This is a genomic window from Sphingobium sp. B11D3A (genome assembly GCF_025961695.1).
In the GTDB taxonomy this organism is placed as follows: domain Bacteria; phylum Pseudomonadota; class Alphaproteobacteria; order Sphingomonadales; family Sphingomonadaceae; genus Sphingobium.
Window position 1 is genome coordinate 1,038,482 of record NZ_JAOQOE010000001.1, and the last position, 18,221, is coordinate 1,056,702.

Sequence of the window (18,221 nt, forward strand, 5' to 3'; positions counted from 1 at the left end):
CCTTTCCGTTTTCGCTCGCAGCGCCTGAGATCAGAAGCTGTAGCTAAAGCCGATCTTGACGCCGTGGTCCTTCCACTGGTCGCCGATGTTGCCCACGTAGGTGGCGCCGATGGAGCCGCCCGGCATGATGTTGGCCTGAACGCCGCCCTCGAGACGCAGGGTATCGCGCGTCGTGGGCAGGCCCGCGACCGAGAAGGCCTCACCGGTCGAGAGGATGTTGCGGCTGGTCGCATCGACATCGCCAAAGCTGCGCAGCCACGCCGCCGAGACGCGCGGGCTGAGCACCGTGGTGGCGCTGACCGGCACTGCCCCGCCCAGACGCAGACCCAGGGTGGTGTAGGTCACATCGCGGGTGCTGTCCGTGACGCCCAGCGCGGTCAGGGCGCTGCCCGTCTCGGTGAAGGCATCGCTCTTGAGATGGACATGGGTCACGCCGGCAAAGGGCTCGGCGGTCACCGCGCCCAGCGGGAGAGCATAGCTCACCTCACCGAAGGCAGAGGCGCTCCTGGCATCATAATCGCCCGCCAGCGCATCGTTGACGCCCAGGAACGCCACCTTGCGTGTCCCGTTGACATCCAGCCAGCTATAAGAGGCGCCGATCCGGGCGCGCAGGGCGCCCCAGCCACCGCCGGCATAGACCAGCGCGCTGTTGCCGTTGACCGTCGCCTCACTGCTGCGCCCATCGACCCGCACCTTGTTCTGCTCATGCGCGAAGGCCACGCCCAGACGCCAGCCACCCAGGCCCGTATCGACACCGGTGATGAAGCCGAACGTGCTCTGCGTCGCCTTGATCGCATTGCCATTGCTCTTGAGCGTGCTCCACGCACCAATGCCCTGGCCCCAGACCGCCGTGCTGCCATCGCGCAGCGTGCGGGCCGAGGAACTGGCACCGGCCAGTGTGCGGCTGACCACATCGGCCTGCTCCATGCGGCCGATCACCATGTCGCCAAGCCGGCGGGTGCCATCCACCATCAGCGTGCCCGTGGTCGCCCACAGCTCGCCCGAGAGCGCATCGAACGCCCGGACGGCGCCGGCTTCCTCAAGCTGCCCGGCTACCGCACGGGACAGGCTGGCATTGTCATCGCTGGCATCCAGCGCCAGCGCCACGGCCACCTGGTTGGGCGTCACCGCCACGCTCTCGAAGCTGCGATTGTTGCGCGTCAGCACCAGCCTGACATTATTGGCGTCATAGCTCAGCTCCGGCGTCAGGAACGGCAGATCGACATCGGTGGCCGCAAACTGCCCGGTCACCCCGCCTGCGGCCGTGATGATCGTGTACTCATTGCTGAAGCGATAATTGCCTGCAGCTGCCAGCACCGAGACCGTGCCGCCCTGGATGGTCGCCGTCCCGCCGACGATCAGCTTGTCGCTCTCGCCATCGGCATTGACCTCCACCTCATAGGTTGAGCCTGCCTGGAACACGACATTGCCCGCTGCGGTGAGCGTGCCGATCGAGTTGCCCGGCAGCAGCGTGCCGCCATTGCCGACCACGATATTGTTCACCTGCCCGCGACCGCCCAGGGCCGCATCGCTGCCGACCGTGATCGTGCCGCCCATCGAGCCGTTCACCCGCGTCACGATGCCCTCGAGGTTGAGCACACCGGTGAACGAGCCAAAGCTCTCGCCGGTCAGGTTGATGCTGACGGGCGCGCTGAACGGACCGTTCAGCGCAATCGTACCGCTGCCGCTGAAGCTGCCGCCGAACAGCGTGTTGCTGCTCTGGTTGACGGTCAGCGTGCTCGTGCCCAGGCTCACCGTCCCGCCCGCGCCACTCAAGCCCGCAACGGTCTGGTCGGTGCCGCTTAGGTCAAACTCGCCATCATCGACGACCAGATCGGTCGCGCTGTCGAGCTGCGCCAGCAGCCGCACCCGGCCCGCCTGCACCACGGTCGACCCGGTATAACCATAATCGCCCGAGAGCAGCAGCGTGCCCTCGCCCTGCTTGATTAGGCCACCATTGCCGGACAGCGCGCCGGTATAGTCATAGTCGCCAATCTGGTTGAAGATCAGCGTGCCATTGTTGGTGGCATCGGCCAGCAGATCGCCATTCTTCAAGCCATTGCCCACCTGCAGCGTACCTGCAGTGTCGATCAGCAAAGTGCCGCCCAGCTTGCCCGTCAGCAGCACCGTGCCGCCATCGATGGTCGCATCGCCTGCAAAACCACTGCTGTCGCCCGAGAAGGTGATGGTGCCCGTGCCCGTTTTCAGCACGGTGCCCGTGCCGCTCAGCCTGCCCTTGTAGCTCGTGGTCGCGGGGTTGGCGAACACCAGCTCGCCCTGTTCGGCAACATTGACATTGTTGCTGATCGTCCCAACAAACAGGGCCGTACCCTGCTGCACGTCAAGCTGGACGCCGCTCATCGAGCCGCCGAAGGTCACTATATTATCGCCGGTCTTGATCACCGTGCCCTGACCGGAAATCTGGCCGAGATAGCTCACATCGTCCGCACGATCGAACAGCAGCGTGCCGTAATTGGTGACATTGGCAGTGATCGAGCCGGTCGTGCCGCCATTGCCGAGGTTGACCGTGGCGCCGTTGCTGATCCCCAGACCGCCTTCGAAATCGCTGGCGTTGGTCAGGGTGAGCGTGCCGGCAGACACGTTCAGACCGCCCGTTCCGGTGATCCGTCCGGAAAAGACCTGCGAGGCATTGACCAGCATCAACCCCGCATCACCGACGATCACCGTTCCGCTGCCGCCAAGATCCTTGATCTGTGCGCTGGCTGCACTGGTCAGGTCGAAGGTACCATTGACCGTGACGGAACTCGATTGGTTCACCCGGCCCTGATTGGAGAGGGCCAATGTGGCGTCGGCATTAATCGTCGTGGCGCCCGTAAAGGTATTCATCCCGCTCAAGGTGATCGCCCCGCCCGCCACGGTCAGATCGCCCGTGCCGGAAATGACCCGGTTATGATGAAGCGCATCGGAGCGATCGAACACCAGCAGACCGTTGTTCACAAGGTCGCCGTCGAAGGAGCCACTGGTGCCGCCATTGCCGATCTGCAGCGTGCCGTCCTGCCCGATGATCGTGCTTGCGGCACTCGTCGTGTTGGCCAGCACCAGCGTGCCGGCGCTCACGTTCAGCGCGCCGCTATAGTTTCTGCTGTCCCCGGTCAGGATTGTGGTCCCGGCCAGCACGTCGACCACGCCGGTGCCGGACAGGCCGGCGGCCAGCGTGTAATTGGTCTCGCTGTGGTTCAGGACCAGCTTGCCGGCCCCGGCACCGAACTGAATGCCGTTCACGGCATCGATCACGCCGGCCGCCTGGGCCGCACTGCCTGCCGCCGCGCCGATGTTCAGCGTGCCCGTCGAGCCGGCCTCATAAGCCAGCGTGATGCCGCGATTGCCATCAGACTTGAGGGTCGCGCCATCGGAGACGGTGACGACGCCGCTGCTCCCGGCATATGTGCCCACCATGACATAAGACGTGCCTCGGGCGAGCGTGCCTTCACCGCTGATGTTCAAAGTACCCTGGCTGCCATCCACGAAGCCGACAATCAGCTTGTCACCGCCCAGCAGCGCCTCGTCCGTCACGGTGGCCGTGCCTGATCCATAGCTGCCGATGGTCATGTTCCGGTCGGTCGTTACGCTGGACCCGCTGCCTGAGACTGTCATCTGACCGTTGCCGTTGGCGCTTGCGCCAAGTCTCACATCTGCATCGCTGCCGGAGGCGGCAATCGTCGCGCCATCCGTCACGGTGAGGATGCCTTCGCCGCTGGTGCCGATCCCCAAGCCGCTTGCACCGATGTCCCAGCGCGTTCCCACGCCGCTGAGGGTGCCGGTGCCGAGCGATCCGGCATTTACGCCGAAACTCCCGCTGGTGGATTGCATCGTCGCGCCGCCGGACAGGATGAGCGTGCCCTGGCCGCTCCCGCCGAACTGCAGGGAGCCGCTCTGCAGATGGCTATTTTCACCCGAAACGGTGATGGAGCCGACACTGCCCTCGACCGCACCGACGGACGTGGAGGTGTTGACCACGACGGTACCGCCATTCTCGATCGCCACGCTGCCGTCGCCATAATAGCCGACCGTCAGGAATTCGGTCGTGACCGTCGATCCCGTACCCGTGACGAGCAGCGAGCCGCTCTCATCTTCCATGCCCGGCATCGCCGAATTGGTGCTGTTGCTGACGATGATGTTGGGGGCGTTGAAGGTGCCGCCATTCACCACGGTCAGCGACGCCCCATCGAGCCCGCCCAGGAAGACGATGTTCCCGCTCGTCGTACTGCCATCAATGATTGTCTCGCCGCCGGTGAGCATCATGTTGCCAGCAAAAGCGCTGTTGTCGCCGGTGAGGGTCAACGCTCCGCTGCCGGTCTTGATAACAGAGCCCGAGCCTGAAATCGCACTGGAGAGCGTATAATCCTCCGCCTGGGCGAATTCGAGTTTCGTGGTATTGGTCGCAACGACGATACCGCCGTTCAGCGTGGCGCCGCTGGCGAGTGTCAGCCTGTTGGTACCGCCCGTGAAATTCAGGGCCGCGGCCCGCTCGCCATTGCCACCAAGGCCGCCGGATACGGAACCGCCAGTCCCGATGGAAAGAGCAAGGTTCTCGCCTTGAATGCCTGCGCCGCCCGCACCGTTGGTGAACATCCCGGCCCCGCCGGCGCCGCCTGTCACCGCTGTGTCGATCGTGAGGGTGGTGAGGCCGCTCATGTTCTCGATCAGGATGCCAAAGCCCCCGGCCCCGCCGAAGTTGCCGCCTTGGGCATCACCGCCCATGATGCTACCGCCGGAGATCGAAACAGTGCTGCTGCCGGTGCCGCCGGTGAGCACAAGGGCAGACCCGCCATTGCCGCCAAAGGACTGGCCTTCGCGGCTCCCGCCGCCCGCGCCGCCGGTCAGTATGCTGTCCGTAATGCTGATGGCCGTATTGCCGGCCGGCTGGTCGATGACCAGACCGCTGCCACCATTGCCGCCGACGCCAGCCCAGCCATAGGCGCCGCCCGCGCCGCCGGTGGCACTGACGGTGATTGCGTCGTAGGAGTCGTTAAGACCGGTGACGACCGCGCCGAAGCCGCCGCCGCCACCGCCGCCGCCATATCCGGCAATTCCAGCAAGGCCACCATTACCGCCATTGCCGCCGGTGAGCGTTCCCGATGTCGGCAAATCTGTGATGAGTCCGACAAAGCCATGCGCGCCGCCGCCACCGCCGCCGCCTGAACTGTTGGCCCCGCCATCGGAGCCATCCGATCCCGCCTCACCGGGCGCAGCCCCTCCCGTCCCGGCGAAGCCGGGGTTGGGACCAGCACCGGCACCGCCATTGCCCCCTGTGATGCCACTGCCGCCGCCAGCGCCGCCGGAGAGATAGCTGGGATCTGTGCCAACGCCATCCGTCCCGTCACCGCCCGTGAAGGTGGTGCTGGCGCTCCCGCCAACGCTCGTGAAGCTGTTATCGCCCCCCGCACCACCGGTGCCATCCGCGGCGTAGGCGGGCATAGCTCCCACCGCGGCAAGGAACGTCGCGGCCACCGAACAGCGCAAAACAGATTTGAAGGACATAAGACGAATGTCAGCAAGCGGCTGAGCTTCAACGCGGTCAAACTTGTTATAAAAACCCTGCATTCTCAATATCCTTACGGCCATTTATTGGCCTCTGTTCGTGTCGTTTGAGGGGGGCTGCCTCGGTCATCGCGAGACTGCTGTGTGGAATTCGGTCAAGAGAGGCGCGGCCGCAGCCGCGCCTCCCGGAGCATCCGCCTGAGATCAGAAGCTGTAGCTAAAGCCGATCTTGACGCCGTGGTCCTTCCACTGGTCGCCGATGTTGCCCACGTAGGTGGCGCCGATGGAGCCGCCGGGCATGATATTGGCCTGCACGCCGCCCTCAAGGCGCAGGGTATCGCGCGTCGTGGGCAGTCCCGCGACCGAGAAGGCCTCGCCGGTCGAGAGGATGTTGCGGCTGGTCGCATCGACATCGCCAAAGCTGCGCAGCCAGGCCGCCGAGACGCGCGGGCTGAGCACCGTGGTGGCGCTGACCGGCACTGCCCCGCCCAGACGCAGACCCAAAGTGGTGTAGGTCACATCGCGGGTGCTGTCCGTGACGCCCAGCGCGGTCAGAGCGCTGCCCGTCTCGGTGAAGGCATCGCTCTTGAGATGGACATGGGTCACGCCGGCAAAGGGCTCGGCGGTTACCGCGCCCAGCGGGAGAGCATAGCTCACCTCACCGAACGCCGAGGCGCTCTTGGCATCATAATCGCCCGCCAGCGCATCATTGACGCCCAGGAACGCCACCTTGCGTGTCCCACTGACGTCCAGCCAGCTATAGGAAGCGCCGATCCGGGCGCGCAGGGCGCCCCAGCCACCGCCGGCATAGACCAGCGCGCTGTTGCCGTTGACGGTCGCCTCGCTGCTGCGCCCATCGACCCGCACCTTGTTCTGCTCATGCGCGAAGGCCACGCCCAGACGCCAGCCACCAAGGCCCGTATCGACACCGGTGATGAAGCCGAAGGTGCTCTGCGTCGCCTTGATCGCATTGCCATTGCTCTTGAGCGTGCTCCACGCACCGATGCCCTGGCCCCAGACCGCCGTGCTGCCATCACGCAGCGTGCGGGCCGAGGAGCCGGCACCGGCCAATGTGCGGCTGACGACATCGGCCTGCTCCATGCGGCCGATCACCATGTCGCCAAGCCGGCGGGTGCCGTCCACCATCAGCGTGCCCGTGGTCGCCCACAGCTCGCCCGAGAGCGCATCGAACGCCCGGACGGCGCCGGCTTCCTCAAGCTGCCCGGCTACCGCGCGCGACAGGCTGGCATTGTCATCGCTCGCATCCAGCGCAAGCGCCACGGCCAACTGGTTGGGCGTCACCGCCACGCTCTCGAAGCTGCGATTGTTGCGCGTCAGCACCAGCCTGACATTATTGGCGTCATAGCTCAGCTCCGGCGTCAGGAACGGCAGATCGACATCGGTGGCCGCAAACTGCCCGGTCACCCCGCCCGCGGCCGTGATGATCGTGTACTCATTGCTGAAGCGATAATTGCCTGCAGCCGCCAGCACCGAAACCGTGCCACCCTGAATGGTCGCCGTCCCGCCGACGATCAGCTTGTCGCTCTCGCCATCGGCATTGACCTCCACCTCATAGGTTGAGCCTGCCTGGAACACGACATTGCCCGCTGCGGTGAGCGTGCCGATCGAGTTGCCCGGCAGTAGCGTGCCGCCATTGCCGACCACGATATTGTTCACCTGCCCGCGACCGCCCAGGGCCGCATCGCTGCCGACCGTGATCGTGCCGCCCATCGAGCCGTTCACCCGCGTCACGATGCCCTCGAGGTTGAGCGCACCGGTGAACGAGCCAAAGCTCTCGCCGGTCAGGTTGATGCTGACGGGCGCGCTGGACGGACCGTTCAGCGCAATCGTACCGCTGCCGCTGAAGCTGCCGCCGAACAGCGTGTTGCTGCTCTGGTTGACGGTCAGCGTGCTCGTGCCCAGGCTCACCGTCCCGCCCGCGCCGCTGAGGCCCGCAACGGTCTGGTCGGTGCCGCTCAGGTCGAACTCGCCATCATCCACGACCAGATCGGTCGCGCTGTCGAGCTGCGCCAACAGCCGCACCCGGCCCGCCTGCACCACGGTCGACCCGGTATAACCATAGTCGCCCGAGAGCAGCAGCGTGCCCTCGCCCTGCTTGATCAGGCTGCCGTTGCCAGAGAGAGCGCCCGTGTAATCATAGTCTGCGACCTGATTGAAGATCAGCGTGCCGTCGTTGGTCGTGCTGGCGGTCAGCTCGCCATTGCGGACGCCATCGCCAACCTGCAACGTGCCATTGGCGTTGACGGTCACGGCACCATTGAGCTTGCCCGTGAGCAGCAGCGTCCCGGCATCAACCTTGGTCTGGCCAGCGAACGTGCTGCTATCGCCGGCCAGCACCAACCGGCCCGACCCGGCGTTCACGATCGTGCCGTGCCCAGTGATGCTGCCGCCATAGCTGGAAACATCGCTGCGGTTGAACATCAGCGTGCCGTTGGCGTGGACGTCGCCAGCCAGCGTGCCGGCCGTTCCGCCGTTACCGATCTGCAGGGTGCCATCCACCGCGATCGCGGTCGAACTGGCATTCATCGCGTTGGCCAGCACCAGCTTGCCGCCGTTCACATTAAACGCGCCGGTATAGGCGCTGCCATCGCCGGTCAGCACCGTCGTGCCCGCAAGAACATCGACCACGCCATTACCCGACAGACTGGCGGCAAGTGCATAATCTGTCCCGCTGTGGTTCAGGACCAGCTTGCCGGCCCCGGCACCGAACTGAATGCCCTGCACGGCGTTGATCACACCAGCCGCCTGGGCCGCACTGCCTGCCGCCGCGCCGATGTTCAGCGTGCCCGTGGAGCCGGCGCGATTGCCGATCTTGATCACCTGGGCACCGAGTTCTGCGCCATCGGCCAGCGTCAGGACGCCGGCTCCCTCGGCACCGATATAGAGGCCTTCCTCCGTCCGGATCGCCGAAGATGCGCCAGTCACCGTCACGCTGCCGCTCGAGGCGACATCATTGCCGATGTAGACGCGCACCGCCTCTACCTTGCCGCCGTCCGAAACCTCCAGCGTGCCGCTGCCGAACAGGCCGACATTGATGTAACCCGCCCAGTTCGTCAGGCCGTCGTTATAGGCACTCCAAGTCGAGCCGGCGCCGGTCACGATCATGCTGGCCTGCGATCCCGTGAGATTGCCGAGCGTGCCCTGCACCGCGCGCAATGTGCCGCCATTGGAGATCGAAATCGTCGACTGTGCGCCCGCCTCGTTGCCGGCAATGAATAGCCCGCTCATGTCCCAGACCGAGTTGGCACCGCTGATGTTCACAGCGCCTCTCGAGCCGCCGACCGTGCCCACATAGCCATCCGTGCTGGTGACCCGGCCGCCCTGTGCGATGTTGAGCGTTCCTTCGCCGACGTTGCCGACGTAAAGAATGCCGTCATTGGTCCAGGTGCTGCCCGCGCCGCTCACGGTAGCCGTGCCCTGACCGGTCGACTCCCAGCCAAGGATGGCGCCCTGCGAACTCGCCGAGCCGCCATTGCTGACCGTCAGCATGCCCTGGCCAGAGATGCCGACACCGATGCGACCGCTGCCGATCTCGAGCGTGGAGCCTGCCCCATCGAGGCTGACGCTGCCGACAGCGGACTGAGCCCCACCGATTCGCAGGGATTCGCCGGTGACCCGGCCGTCCGCCTCGATGGTCAGCGTACCGCCGCTGCCCTCCTGGCTCGCCACATCGATCAGGGCGGCTGCCGACAGCAGGGCGCCGTTGGAAACCGTGGCGGTGCCCGTGCCGCTGTAGCCGACCCGCATGTTGCCGGCGTAGCCGTTACGGGCGAGAACACTGTAGGTCGTGCCTTCGCCGGTCAGCGTCAGCGTTCCGCTCGAGCCGGTGTCGACACCAAGCGCGCTGGTGTAGGACGTGACTTCAGCGCCGCCGGACACCGTCACATTGCCCTGGCCAACGGTGTCGTTGCCCGTTCCGCCGATGTACAGGCTGAGGCCGTTGCGCCACACCGTGCCGGCACCGTCGACGATCATCGTCGCCGTGCCGGACCCGTTTCCGCCGATATAGCTGCCGTCAGCCTCCAGCAAACCACCGTCGGTCACCGAGATGCTGCCCTCATCCGCACTGAACCAGCCATCGGCCGAAACCCAGTCGGCCGGCAGTTCGGAATGCAGCGTACCGACACGGAGCGCCGAACCCTGACCACTGATGCTGACCGAGCCGCCCGCGCCCATGTAAATGCTGCCATTCACAGTTTCGACCGAGCCGCCATTTGTGATGGTCAGCGACCCGGAGGAATTGGGATTGCGACTGATCTCGATGAGGCTTGAGTTGATCCAACTCGCGCCGCCGTCAACGGTAACGCTCCCCGCGGTGCCATTCATGCCAATGGCCGCCGAGACAGAGTTGAGCTGCCCCGCCGCCTTGATATTGAGCGAAGCCAGCTCCGCGCCGCCCACGGTCACCGTGCTGGCGCTGAAGTCGCCCGTGAGGTCAAAGGCACCGCCGGTGACATCCAGCGCACCGTTGAAGAGAGCGCCATTGCCGGTGAAGGCGAGCGCACCTTCGCCCGCCTTGACGAACCTGCCCTGGCCGACCAACGTGCCGGCGAAGACGGTGTCGCTGCTCTGGTCGAGCACGAGCACGCCGCCATCGGTGGAGACAAGGCCAGCTTCTCCGACAGTGAGCGAGCCCAGGGTCGCCTGATAGGTGGAGCCCCCCACGCCCAGCACGCCCCCTTCAACGACATAGGCCTGACCCACACCGAATGCGTCGCTGCTGGCAGCGTTCAGCGTCCCTTCGCGGACCGTCCAGCCGGTCGTCCCTGTCCCCGTGAGCGTCCAGGTGCCGGTCCCTACCTTCACGAACTCATCGAAATCATAATATTGCGTGCCGACCAATCCGGCGTCGAATGACGCATTGATGGCGCCGCCCAGCGCCAGGGTATTGGTGCCGCTCGCGATATCCGCATCCGCGACGAGGCCGATGATGTTGGAGCCGGCATGCAACTCCAGCGTCACGTCCCCGGCGCCCATCAGAATGGCGTGGCCGAAGGAAGGCGAGGCTTCGATGGTACCGGCGTTGATGATCGTGGTCGCCGCGCTGTTGGTGACGATACCGGTTTCACCCAGGATCGACCCGGAATTGGTGATCTGGACCATGCCGCTAAGTGTGTCTGCATCGACAGCCGCGATCCCGCTCAGCGATTGCAGCGTGCCGGTGTTGCTGATGACCACATCGCCAAGCGGCGTGCGCGCCTGAACTGCGCTTCCGGTTCTGCCAGTGACAATGCCGCTGTTGGTGATGGTGATTTTACCAGAGCCGGGCGCATCCTCGTCGAAGCCGGCGACGGCGAGAATGCCGGTGGTGCCCTCCGCAATGCCTGCATTGGTGATGGTGATATTGCCGATCTGCGAGGCGCCCTGAATCGCCGGGCCGTTGGCCGAGATAGCCTCACCCTGCTCCTGATTGTCGACCACCACTTCGCCGTTCGGCGTCCAGCCGACCAGCGCCTGATTGTTCACCGAAGAAACGTAGGCGTTGTTCGTGATTTTCGCCAAACCGTTGTAATTGACGACGCGGATACCCGCCGCCTGAGCCTCCACCTGGCCAGTGTTCGTCACGGTCACCTCGACCGGGTCGGCATCGTTGAAACCGCCGTCGGCGTAAATTCCCCGCTGGGTGAAGTCTGCGGCCCCGATGGTTTGCTGGACCGTGATGGCCCCGCTATTGGTGATGTTCACCGATCCTGCGTTGGTGGTGGCAGAGATGCCATTGGTTTCCACGCCTGAGACCGTCAGCGCGGCGCCATTCTCGATCACGATGTCGCCCGCGATCTGGTTGCGAACCCAGATGCCACCGTTGCCACCCACGCTGTCAACCGTTACGTCCGGGCCCAAGGTCACCGAAATGTCGTTCCGACCCTGGATATTGGAACTGACGTTTACGCCGCCATTATCGGTGGTGCTGATCGTGGAATTGGTGATGAGCAGCGTCGACGTAATGTCGCCAGAGGCTGTATTGTCCCACGTATAATAGCTGACGCCATCGCCCGTGATACTCCACTCATCCTGTGCGCCGTTCACAATGAGGCTGGTATCGCCTCCTTCAATACGAGCCTTAACCGACGAGGGTTCGCAGAAAAACAGGGTCACATTACCCTCAGTCTGGCAAATGCCAGGCTCGGCGTGGGCGGCCGATGCGCCTGCCAACATCCCCGCAATGCCGACGCTGCTGAACAGACCGGCCTTGAGAGCCTGCCCAACGGTGCTGCGCGTTTTGATTGCCTTGCCCTGCATTACGAAATCCCCTCGTGTGGGCCCACCGCCCAGATGATGTGAAGGGCAAACCGCCATGCAGGTGCGGTTCAACGGGATTTGAGACAGGGATCGAAGCGCGACGACAGGGAGCGCAGCCTGAGGTTCAAACGAACCCCATGACCTTCTCACAGCAGGTTACACACGATATCCGAAAATGCTCTGTTTCATCCCCCGGTAGCCCCGCTACCCCATTGGGGCCGGAGGCTTTGCGTCCCGCCGTTACCGACAGTTTGCCCTTGTCGAAGGCGACGAACACCCTTGGGAACGCCCATGGGCGGAGCCGTCATCTTCAGGAGGAATGTTAACGTTAGCTGAGCGGCAGCGCAACAAAAAAGCCCGGCCTCGTCGAGATGATGCGCATGCAGAGCGGGGCCATGCAGCTGATTTGTCGTGTGAAAATCGCCGTCGTCGGTCTGGAGCGAGGCCACAACCGGCCCTGTTAAGCCGATAACCATGATTAACAGATGCGCAAGCAAGACATCGATTGCACTGCAAACCGCTCCTCTAAAATATGGTTGGGGACCACCCGCCCGCGACGTGATCGTTACAGCCGTCGCTGGTCGGGCAACCACGCCGAAAGGCGCCGAACTGCCTCTCGCACTTCGGCTTCCGTGATCGCAAAGCTCAGCCGGATGAACCGATGGCCATTGACCGGATCATGGTCGACCCCCGGCCCCGTGGCGAGCCCAGTCTCAACGAGCAGCTTCTTGCAGAACGCCGGGCTATCATCGGTAAAGTCGCTGACATCCGCATAGATGTAGAAGGCGCCATCCGGCGGCGCGATCCGTCGCAGACCAAGCGCTGGCAGGGCCTCCAGCAGAATGTCCCGGTTACGGGCGTAAGTGGCGCGATGCGCTTCCAGTTCTGACGTGCAGTCCAGCGCCGCCAAAGCGGCATGCTGACTGATCGACGGCGCGGTCAGGAACAGGCTGCCCATATAGGCGCGGGCACGCTCGACCATGGCGCGCGGCACATAGAGCCAGCCGAGCCGCCAGCCGGGCATGCAGTAATATTTCGAAAAACTGCTGACGATCATCGCGTCGGCTGCGAATTCTCCCATCGAGCGGCAAGGCGCGCCATAGCTCAGGCCATGGTAGATTTCGTCCGAGATGATCGCGATGCCGCGCTCTGCGCAGAGCCTGGCAATCGCCTCCAGTTCAGCCGGCGCGATGATCGTTCCGGTGGGGTTGGCCGGGCTGGCGACGATCACACCCTGCGGTGCCGGATCCAGCGCCGCGAGCGCGCGCGCCGTCAGCTGAAAGCGCGCCTGCTCGCCGTATTCGATCTCGACCGGCGTCATGTTGAGCGCGCGCACCGTGTTGCGATAGGCGACATAGCCCGGCCGGGCCATGGCGATCCGATCACCCGCCTTAAACCGGGTGCTCAGCGCAAGGACCAATGCCGGCGAGGCGCCGCAGGTGAGCAGGAACTGATCCGGCTCGGCTGCCATGCCGTACCGCTCCCGATAGAGCTGGACGAGCCGCGCCTGCAGCGCAGGACTCTCCCAATAGCCCATCGGATCGATGCCGAGCGCGTCGCGCGCGGCGTCCAGCGCAGCCTGCGGCGCCCCCGTCGAGGGCTGGCCAAACTCCATATGGAGAACCGAGCGCCCCTCCGCACCCAGGTGATAGGCCAACTTGCTCAATTCTATGGCCTGAAACGGCTCGACTTCCATCAGATCATCCATCGCTCGATACAGCGCCGATAGCGGGCGGGCGCGCAGATGCCAACGATGCAACCCCACCCCGGCCGTCGTTCATCCTCGCGGCGCATCTGCCGTGAAATCAAAAAATTGCGCCAGCGTCGTCGGGCGCTTCGAAGAATGCTTTCGGCAGAAAGAAAACGGCAGGTCGTATTGTCGGCCTGCGCGTGACGCGCATTTTCAGGCAGTCTGTCAAATGGCAGCTCGCAGAAACCTGCATCACGGAAGCAGGGCCTCCGACCCCCTTCAGCGGGACGGCTCCCCGAAGCCAGAACTCCTTACAGCCTGAGCATAAGGTTTGATCGCCAGATACATGAGCGCTGCGCCGCCGGGGGCCATTACGGCGGCGAAGAACGCCATCGAATAGCGCAGCATGCTCTCGTCCTTCAGCAGGAAATCGGTCACCAGCGCAATGAGCAGGGGCCCGAGACCATTGCCGATGACACTGATGGTGAAGAGATACACAGCGCTGATCTGGGCGCGCATCTCGCTGGGCGTCACCATCTGGATCGCCGCATTCTGCGCAGGCGCGCTGGCGAGGCCGATGATCGAGGAGATCATGCCGCAGAAGAAGGCGAGCCAGGGGCTGGGCATGAGCGAGGTGGCGATCGCGAAGGGAGCGGACAGTGCTTGCGAATAGAAGCAGACCCGCGCCATCGCATCGGGATTGCCGCGCTTGCCCATATATTCCGCAAACCAGGTGCCCAGCGTCAACGCAATCGGCGTAGAGATGAGGAGCGACAGCGCCAGCAGCGGCCCGATCTGCGCCGGACCCCAGCCATAGGTGCGCTCATAAAAGGCCGCGCGCCACGTCATGAGGCCCGTCGTCTCGATCGCGCCGATGCCGATGCTGAGGAACAGTGGAAGGAACAATATGCGGTTTGACAGGAGATACGCCCCCACCTCGCGCAGTGGTACGCTGCCCTTGCCGCGGCGATTGCGGCGCACCGGCTCCCGCACGGTGAAGAGAAAGAGCAAGGCGGTTGCCAGCCCCGGCAGGGCGCAGACGAGGAAGACGAGCTGCCACTCGCGCATCTCGCCCAGAACCGGGATGTGGACCGGTCCCATCGCGGCAAAGAACGCCACCAGCAGGCCACCGGCCAACAACGCCGTGGCCTGACCGGCGCTGATGCCGAGCTGATAGACCGCGAAGGCACGCGGCAGCTTTGACCTTGGCACCATGTCCGAGATCATCGACATGGACGAGGGGCCGGCGACGGACTCCGCGCCCCCGACGACGCCGCGCGCGAAAAACAGCCCGCCGAAGCTTCTCGCCATGCCGCAGAGCGCAGTGGCCAGGCTCCACACCGTCAGGCCGGCCGTCAGGATCATCTTGCGGCTGCGCTGATCCGCGACGCGAGCCATCGGCAAGCCCACGACCATATAGGCCGACGAAAAGGCGAAGCCGATGATGAGGCTGATCTGGGTGTCGCTGAGCGCCAGGTCGCGCTTGATCGGCTGGACCAGCAGGTTGATGATGTTCCGGTCGACATTGGAGAGCATGGTCACGAACGCGATCAGCCAGATCGTGTACCAGGCGCGGGCCGGCGACGGCCAATCGTCGCCGGCTCCAGACGCGCCGGCCATTGCCGGCTGCGTCTCACCCGTGGCTTGCGTGCCGACCGGCTCGCTCATCGCTTGAGACGCACCCCGACGCGGAACGCGCGCCCGACCTGATCGAATAGCACCTGATTGGTGATACCCACCGCGCTGGGCGCAATCGGCGGGTCCTTGTCGAACAGGTTTCGAATCGCGATGAAATATTCGAAATCGCTGCGGCCGGCCTTCACGTTCCAGCCCAGCGTGAGGTCCGCATAGAAGCGGGCGGCGACGCGATTGGTGCTGATGCTGTTCGCGAGGCCGACACTGTAGCCCGCATCCTCGGGGCCGACGAACTCGACGAGGAACTTGCCCTCGGGAATGTAGCGGCCATGCGCACTCACGCTGAAAGGCCCGGCCTTGAGGGTCGCCATGCCGTCCAGCACATAGTCCGGCACGCCGGGGGTGTTGCTGGCGCGGAAGCCGGTCTGGCCGGCGCGGTCGACCGAACCGGCGCTGTCGATGATCATGAGGTCGAATGTCTTGGTCGCCAGCAGCCGCAGGTCGAGCGATGCGGCGGCCCCGATGCGGGTGCGATAGCTCGCCTCGATGTCCAGGCCCCGGGTCTTGAAGCCATTCACATTCTGCAGACGGTCGTTTATCAGCGTGACTTCGCCTGCCCCGTTCCGCGTGATCAGCGGGCAGAACTCGGTCGCGTTGTTCACCAGACAGCGCGTCGCGATGGTCGATGAGCCGATCTGCGCGATCGCGTCGTTTACGCGGATATTGTAATAATCGACCGAGAGGTTGAAGCCGCGCAGAAACGACAGGTTGCTCAGCACCACCCCGGCCGTGAAGGTATCGGCCTTCTCCGGGCGCAGCGTGTTGTTGGAACCCGAGACGATTTCGATCAGGCCCTGCTTGCTCGTCACCGGATCGGTGAAGGACGAGAAGCTGCGCGTGACCGAGCCGAACAGCTCGTTCACATTGGGCGCCCGGATATCGCGAGAGAGCGTGCCACGCAGGCGCAGGAAATCGACCGGCTCATAGACGCCGCCGAGCTTCCAGGTGGTGACCGCGCCGCTCGTGCTGTAGTCGGTGCGGCGCGCGGCGCCGTTCAGTTCCAGGCTCTTGCCCAGCGCACTATCCTTGAGGAGCGGCAGGACCGCCTCGACGAACGCTTCCTTCACCTCGACCTTGCCGTTGGAAGCAGCGAAGTTGGAGACGTAGAAGGCGCCGGTCGGCGAGAGCGGGTCCGTCGAGCCCTTCACCTCGTCGCGGCGATATTCGGCGCCAGCCGCCAGCGACAGCGGGCCGGCCCACAAGTCGACGAGATCGCCCTGCACGTCCAGCGCGGCAACCTGTTGGGTGATCTTCAGGTCGAGCATCGATGTGCCGGTGACATAGGCCAGCGCCTCCTGACTGAAGCGGCCGGCGCCGATCAGGTTGAGCGGCTGGCAGCCATTGCTCGGGTTGGTGAGCGTCGAGCGGCAGATGGGCGTGCCGCCGGGACCGGTGGTGACATCGGCCGCGAGCAGCAGGCGCGAGCGGATGAGGTTGTTGGTCGCTTCCTGATGATAGGTGCTGCGGCCATATTGATAGTAGGCGTTCCACGTCCAGCCATCGGTGATGGCGCCGGAAAGGCCGCCGACGATACGGAAGGCAGTGCTCTTGGTCGCGCCGCGGGCATTGCCGAGGTCTAGCCCGGCGCGGCCCATGTTGAACTGGGTGATGCCGTTGGCATCCATGACGTCCGTGACCGACCGCGGGAGATACGGATTGTCGCGGCGGACCGGACCGATCAGCGAGCCTGTGCTGTCGCGCAGCTGCGCGCTCACCGAGAACGCGCGGACTTCGCCATAGGATGCTTCCAGCGTGGCCTTGAGCGCGTCGCTGAATTCATACTCGGCATGGCCATAGGTGCTGAAGCGCTCAACCGGCACCTTGAGAAGCAGGCCGGCGAGGAAGGCGTTCTGGCCCTTCCCACTGCCGCCCTGCTGAAAGAGTGAACCCGCGAGCCTGCCGACCTCATAGGGCGCCGTCGTCCCATCCGGCAGAAACTGCAGGCCCTTGAGCGGGCCATTGCTGAGGATGAGGCCGCCGGGGGCTATGGTGGCGGTGTGGACATTGTTGAGAATGCTCAGCGCCGGGGCGCCCGCACCGGCCGCGCCAGCCGGGCGGCCGACGAGCGTCCACTCCTGCGCGCACAGCGAGCGGGCCTGATAGCAGTCCGCCAGGCCATCATTATCTTCATACTCCCCGCCGAACACGACGTGGCCCCGGCCACCGGCGAAGGATGTGCCGCCGGCCGCTGAGAGGAAGATCGTGCGGTCATCGCCGCGCTGCGAAATGCCCGACTGGGCCTCGGCGCGAAGGCCATCGAGCTTGTTGTTGAGGATGAAGTTCACGACGCCCGCAACCGCGTCCGAACCATAGGCCGCCGATGCACCGCCGGTCACGACGTCAACGCGATCGATGAGGATGCCGGGAATATAGTTGGTGTCGACCGTCCCGCGCGCTGTCGTCGGCACGAACCGACGGCCATTGACCAGCACCAGGGTGCGCTCGCTGCCAAGGCTGCGCAGTTCCAGCACGCGCGAGCCGACGGCATTGCCGGGAGTCGTCTGCGTCGCGGAAGGACTGGAGGTGGCCCGAAAGCTCGGCAACTGGCTCAGCACGTCGCCAATATTCGTCGCGGCAGTTGTCTCGAGTCGGTCGCGGCCAATCGCGGTGACGGGGGTCGGCGCGGTGAAGCCGCCGCGCGTGATGCGCGAGCCCGTCACGACGATCTCCTGCGAACCGGATGCGGCCTGATCCTCGGCCTGCGGTGCTGGACCGCCCTGATCCTGCGCGTGCGCAGCAGAGGCCACGCCGATCGCAGCCATCGCCAGAATGGCCGCAGAATTTCTCAAAACCCGAACTCGTTGACGAAGCGCCAGCATTGCAATCCTCTCCCCAATCTCTGCCCATATCGTTCGCTCGACCGCGCCTGTGTGGCACGGCGTAGAGCACGCATGGACATGAATTTACCGCCCTAATGTTTAGGGCGACTAGTAATTCATATCCTATCTTTTAAAGTGAAGGCAATGGGTGTTGAAGCATCAAGACCAACAAGGCAGGAGGGCGATGATGGGAAGGTCGAAAGACGCAAAGGATTTGCCGAAAATCGCGCCGTTTTCCGCAAAGGATGCGAAGG

Annotated in this window: 5 protein-coding genes and 1 riboswitch; all 5 genes read right to left on the bottom strand. The window is 64.7% G+C overall.

The features are described from left to right. Positions 1-30: 30 nt before the first annotated feature. The 5 genes from M2332_RS04990 to M2332_RS05010 all read right to left on the bottom strand — a co-directional run bounded on the left by M2332_RS04990 (position 31) and on the right by M2332_RS05010 (position 17,937). The gene (locus M2332_RS04990; protein WP_264573203.1) at positions 31-5,439 is read right to left on the bottom strand and encodes an autotransporter domain-containing protein; all 5,409 of its coding nucleotides are present in this window, start codon (positions 5,437-5,439) and stop codon (positions 31-33) included. 267 nt (positions 5,440-5,706) lie between these two features. Beyond that, positions 5,707-11,763, bottom strand: a complete 6,057-nt coding sequence (locus M2332_RS04995; RefSeq protein WP_264573204.1) for an autotransporter domain-containing protein — start codon at positions 11,761-11,763, stop codon at positions 5,707-5,709. 191 nt (positions 11,764-11,954) lie between these two features. Then, a riboswitch (cyclic di-GMP riboswitch) is annotated at positions 11,955-12,029 on the bottom strand. Positions 12,030-12,328: 299 nt separating this feature from the next. Continuing rightward, positions 12,329-13,471, bottom strand: a complete 1,143-nt coding sequence (locus M2332_RS05000; RefSeq protein ID WP_264574897.1) for a pyridoxal phosphate-dependent aminotransferase — start codon at positions 13,469-13,471, stop codon at positions 12,329-12,331. Between the two features lie 261 nt (positions 13,472-13,732). Beyond that, complete coding sequence (locus M2332_RS05005; RefSeq protein WP_264573205.1) at positions 13,733-15,121, bottom strand: MFS transporter; 1,389 nt, start codon at positions 15,119-15,121, stop codon at positions 13,733-13,735. Next, positions 15,118-17,937 carry a TonB-dependent receptor plug domain-containing protein gene (locus tag M2332_RS05010; protein ID WP_264573206.1) on the bottom strand — a complete coding sequence of 940 codons (2,820 nt, stop codon included), beginning with the start codon at positions 17,935-17,937 and terminating at the stop codon, positions 15,118-15,120. Before M2332_RS05010 ends, M2332_RS05005 begins: the two co-directional genes overlap by 4 nt. Between the last annotated feature and the right edge of the window lie 284 nt (positions 17,938-18,221).

Coding starts and splice junctions, on each gene's coding strand:
- M2332_RS04990 (WP_264573203.1), bottom strand. CDS start 5,439: ATGCCCGCCTACGCCGCGGATGGCACCGGTGGTGCGGGGGGCGATAAC.
- M2332_RS04995 (WP_264573204.1), bottom strand. CDS start 11,763: ATGCAGGGCAAGGCAATCAAAACGCGCAGCACCGTTGGGCAGGCTCTC.
- M2332_RS05000 (WP_264574897.1), bottom strand. CDS start 13,471: ATGGATGATCTGATGGAAGTCGAGCCGTTTCAGGCCATAGAATTGAGC.
- M2332_RS05005 (WP_264573205.1), bottom strand. CDS start 15,121: ATGAGCGAGCCGGTCGGCACGCAAGCCACGGGTGAGACGCAGCCGGCA.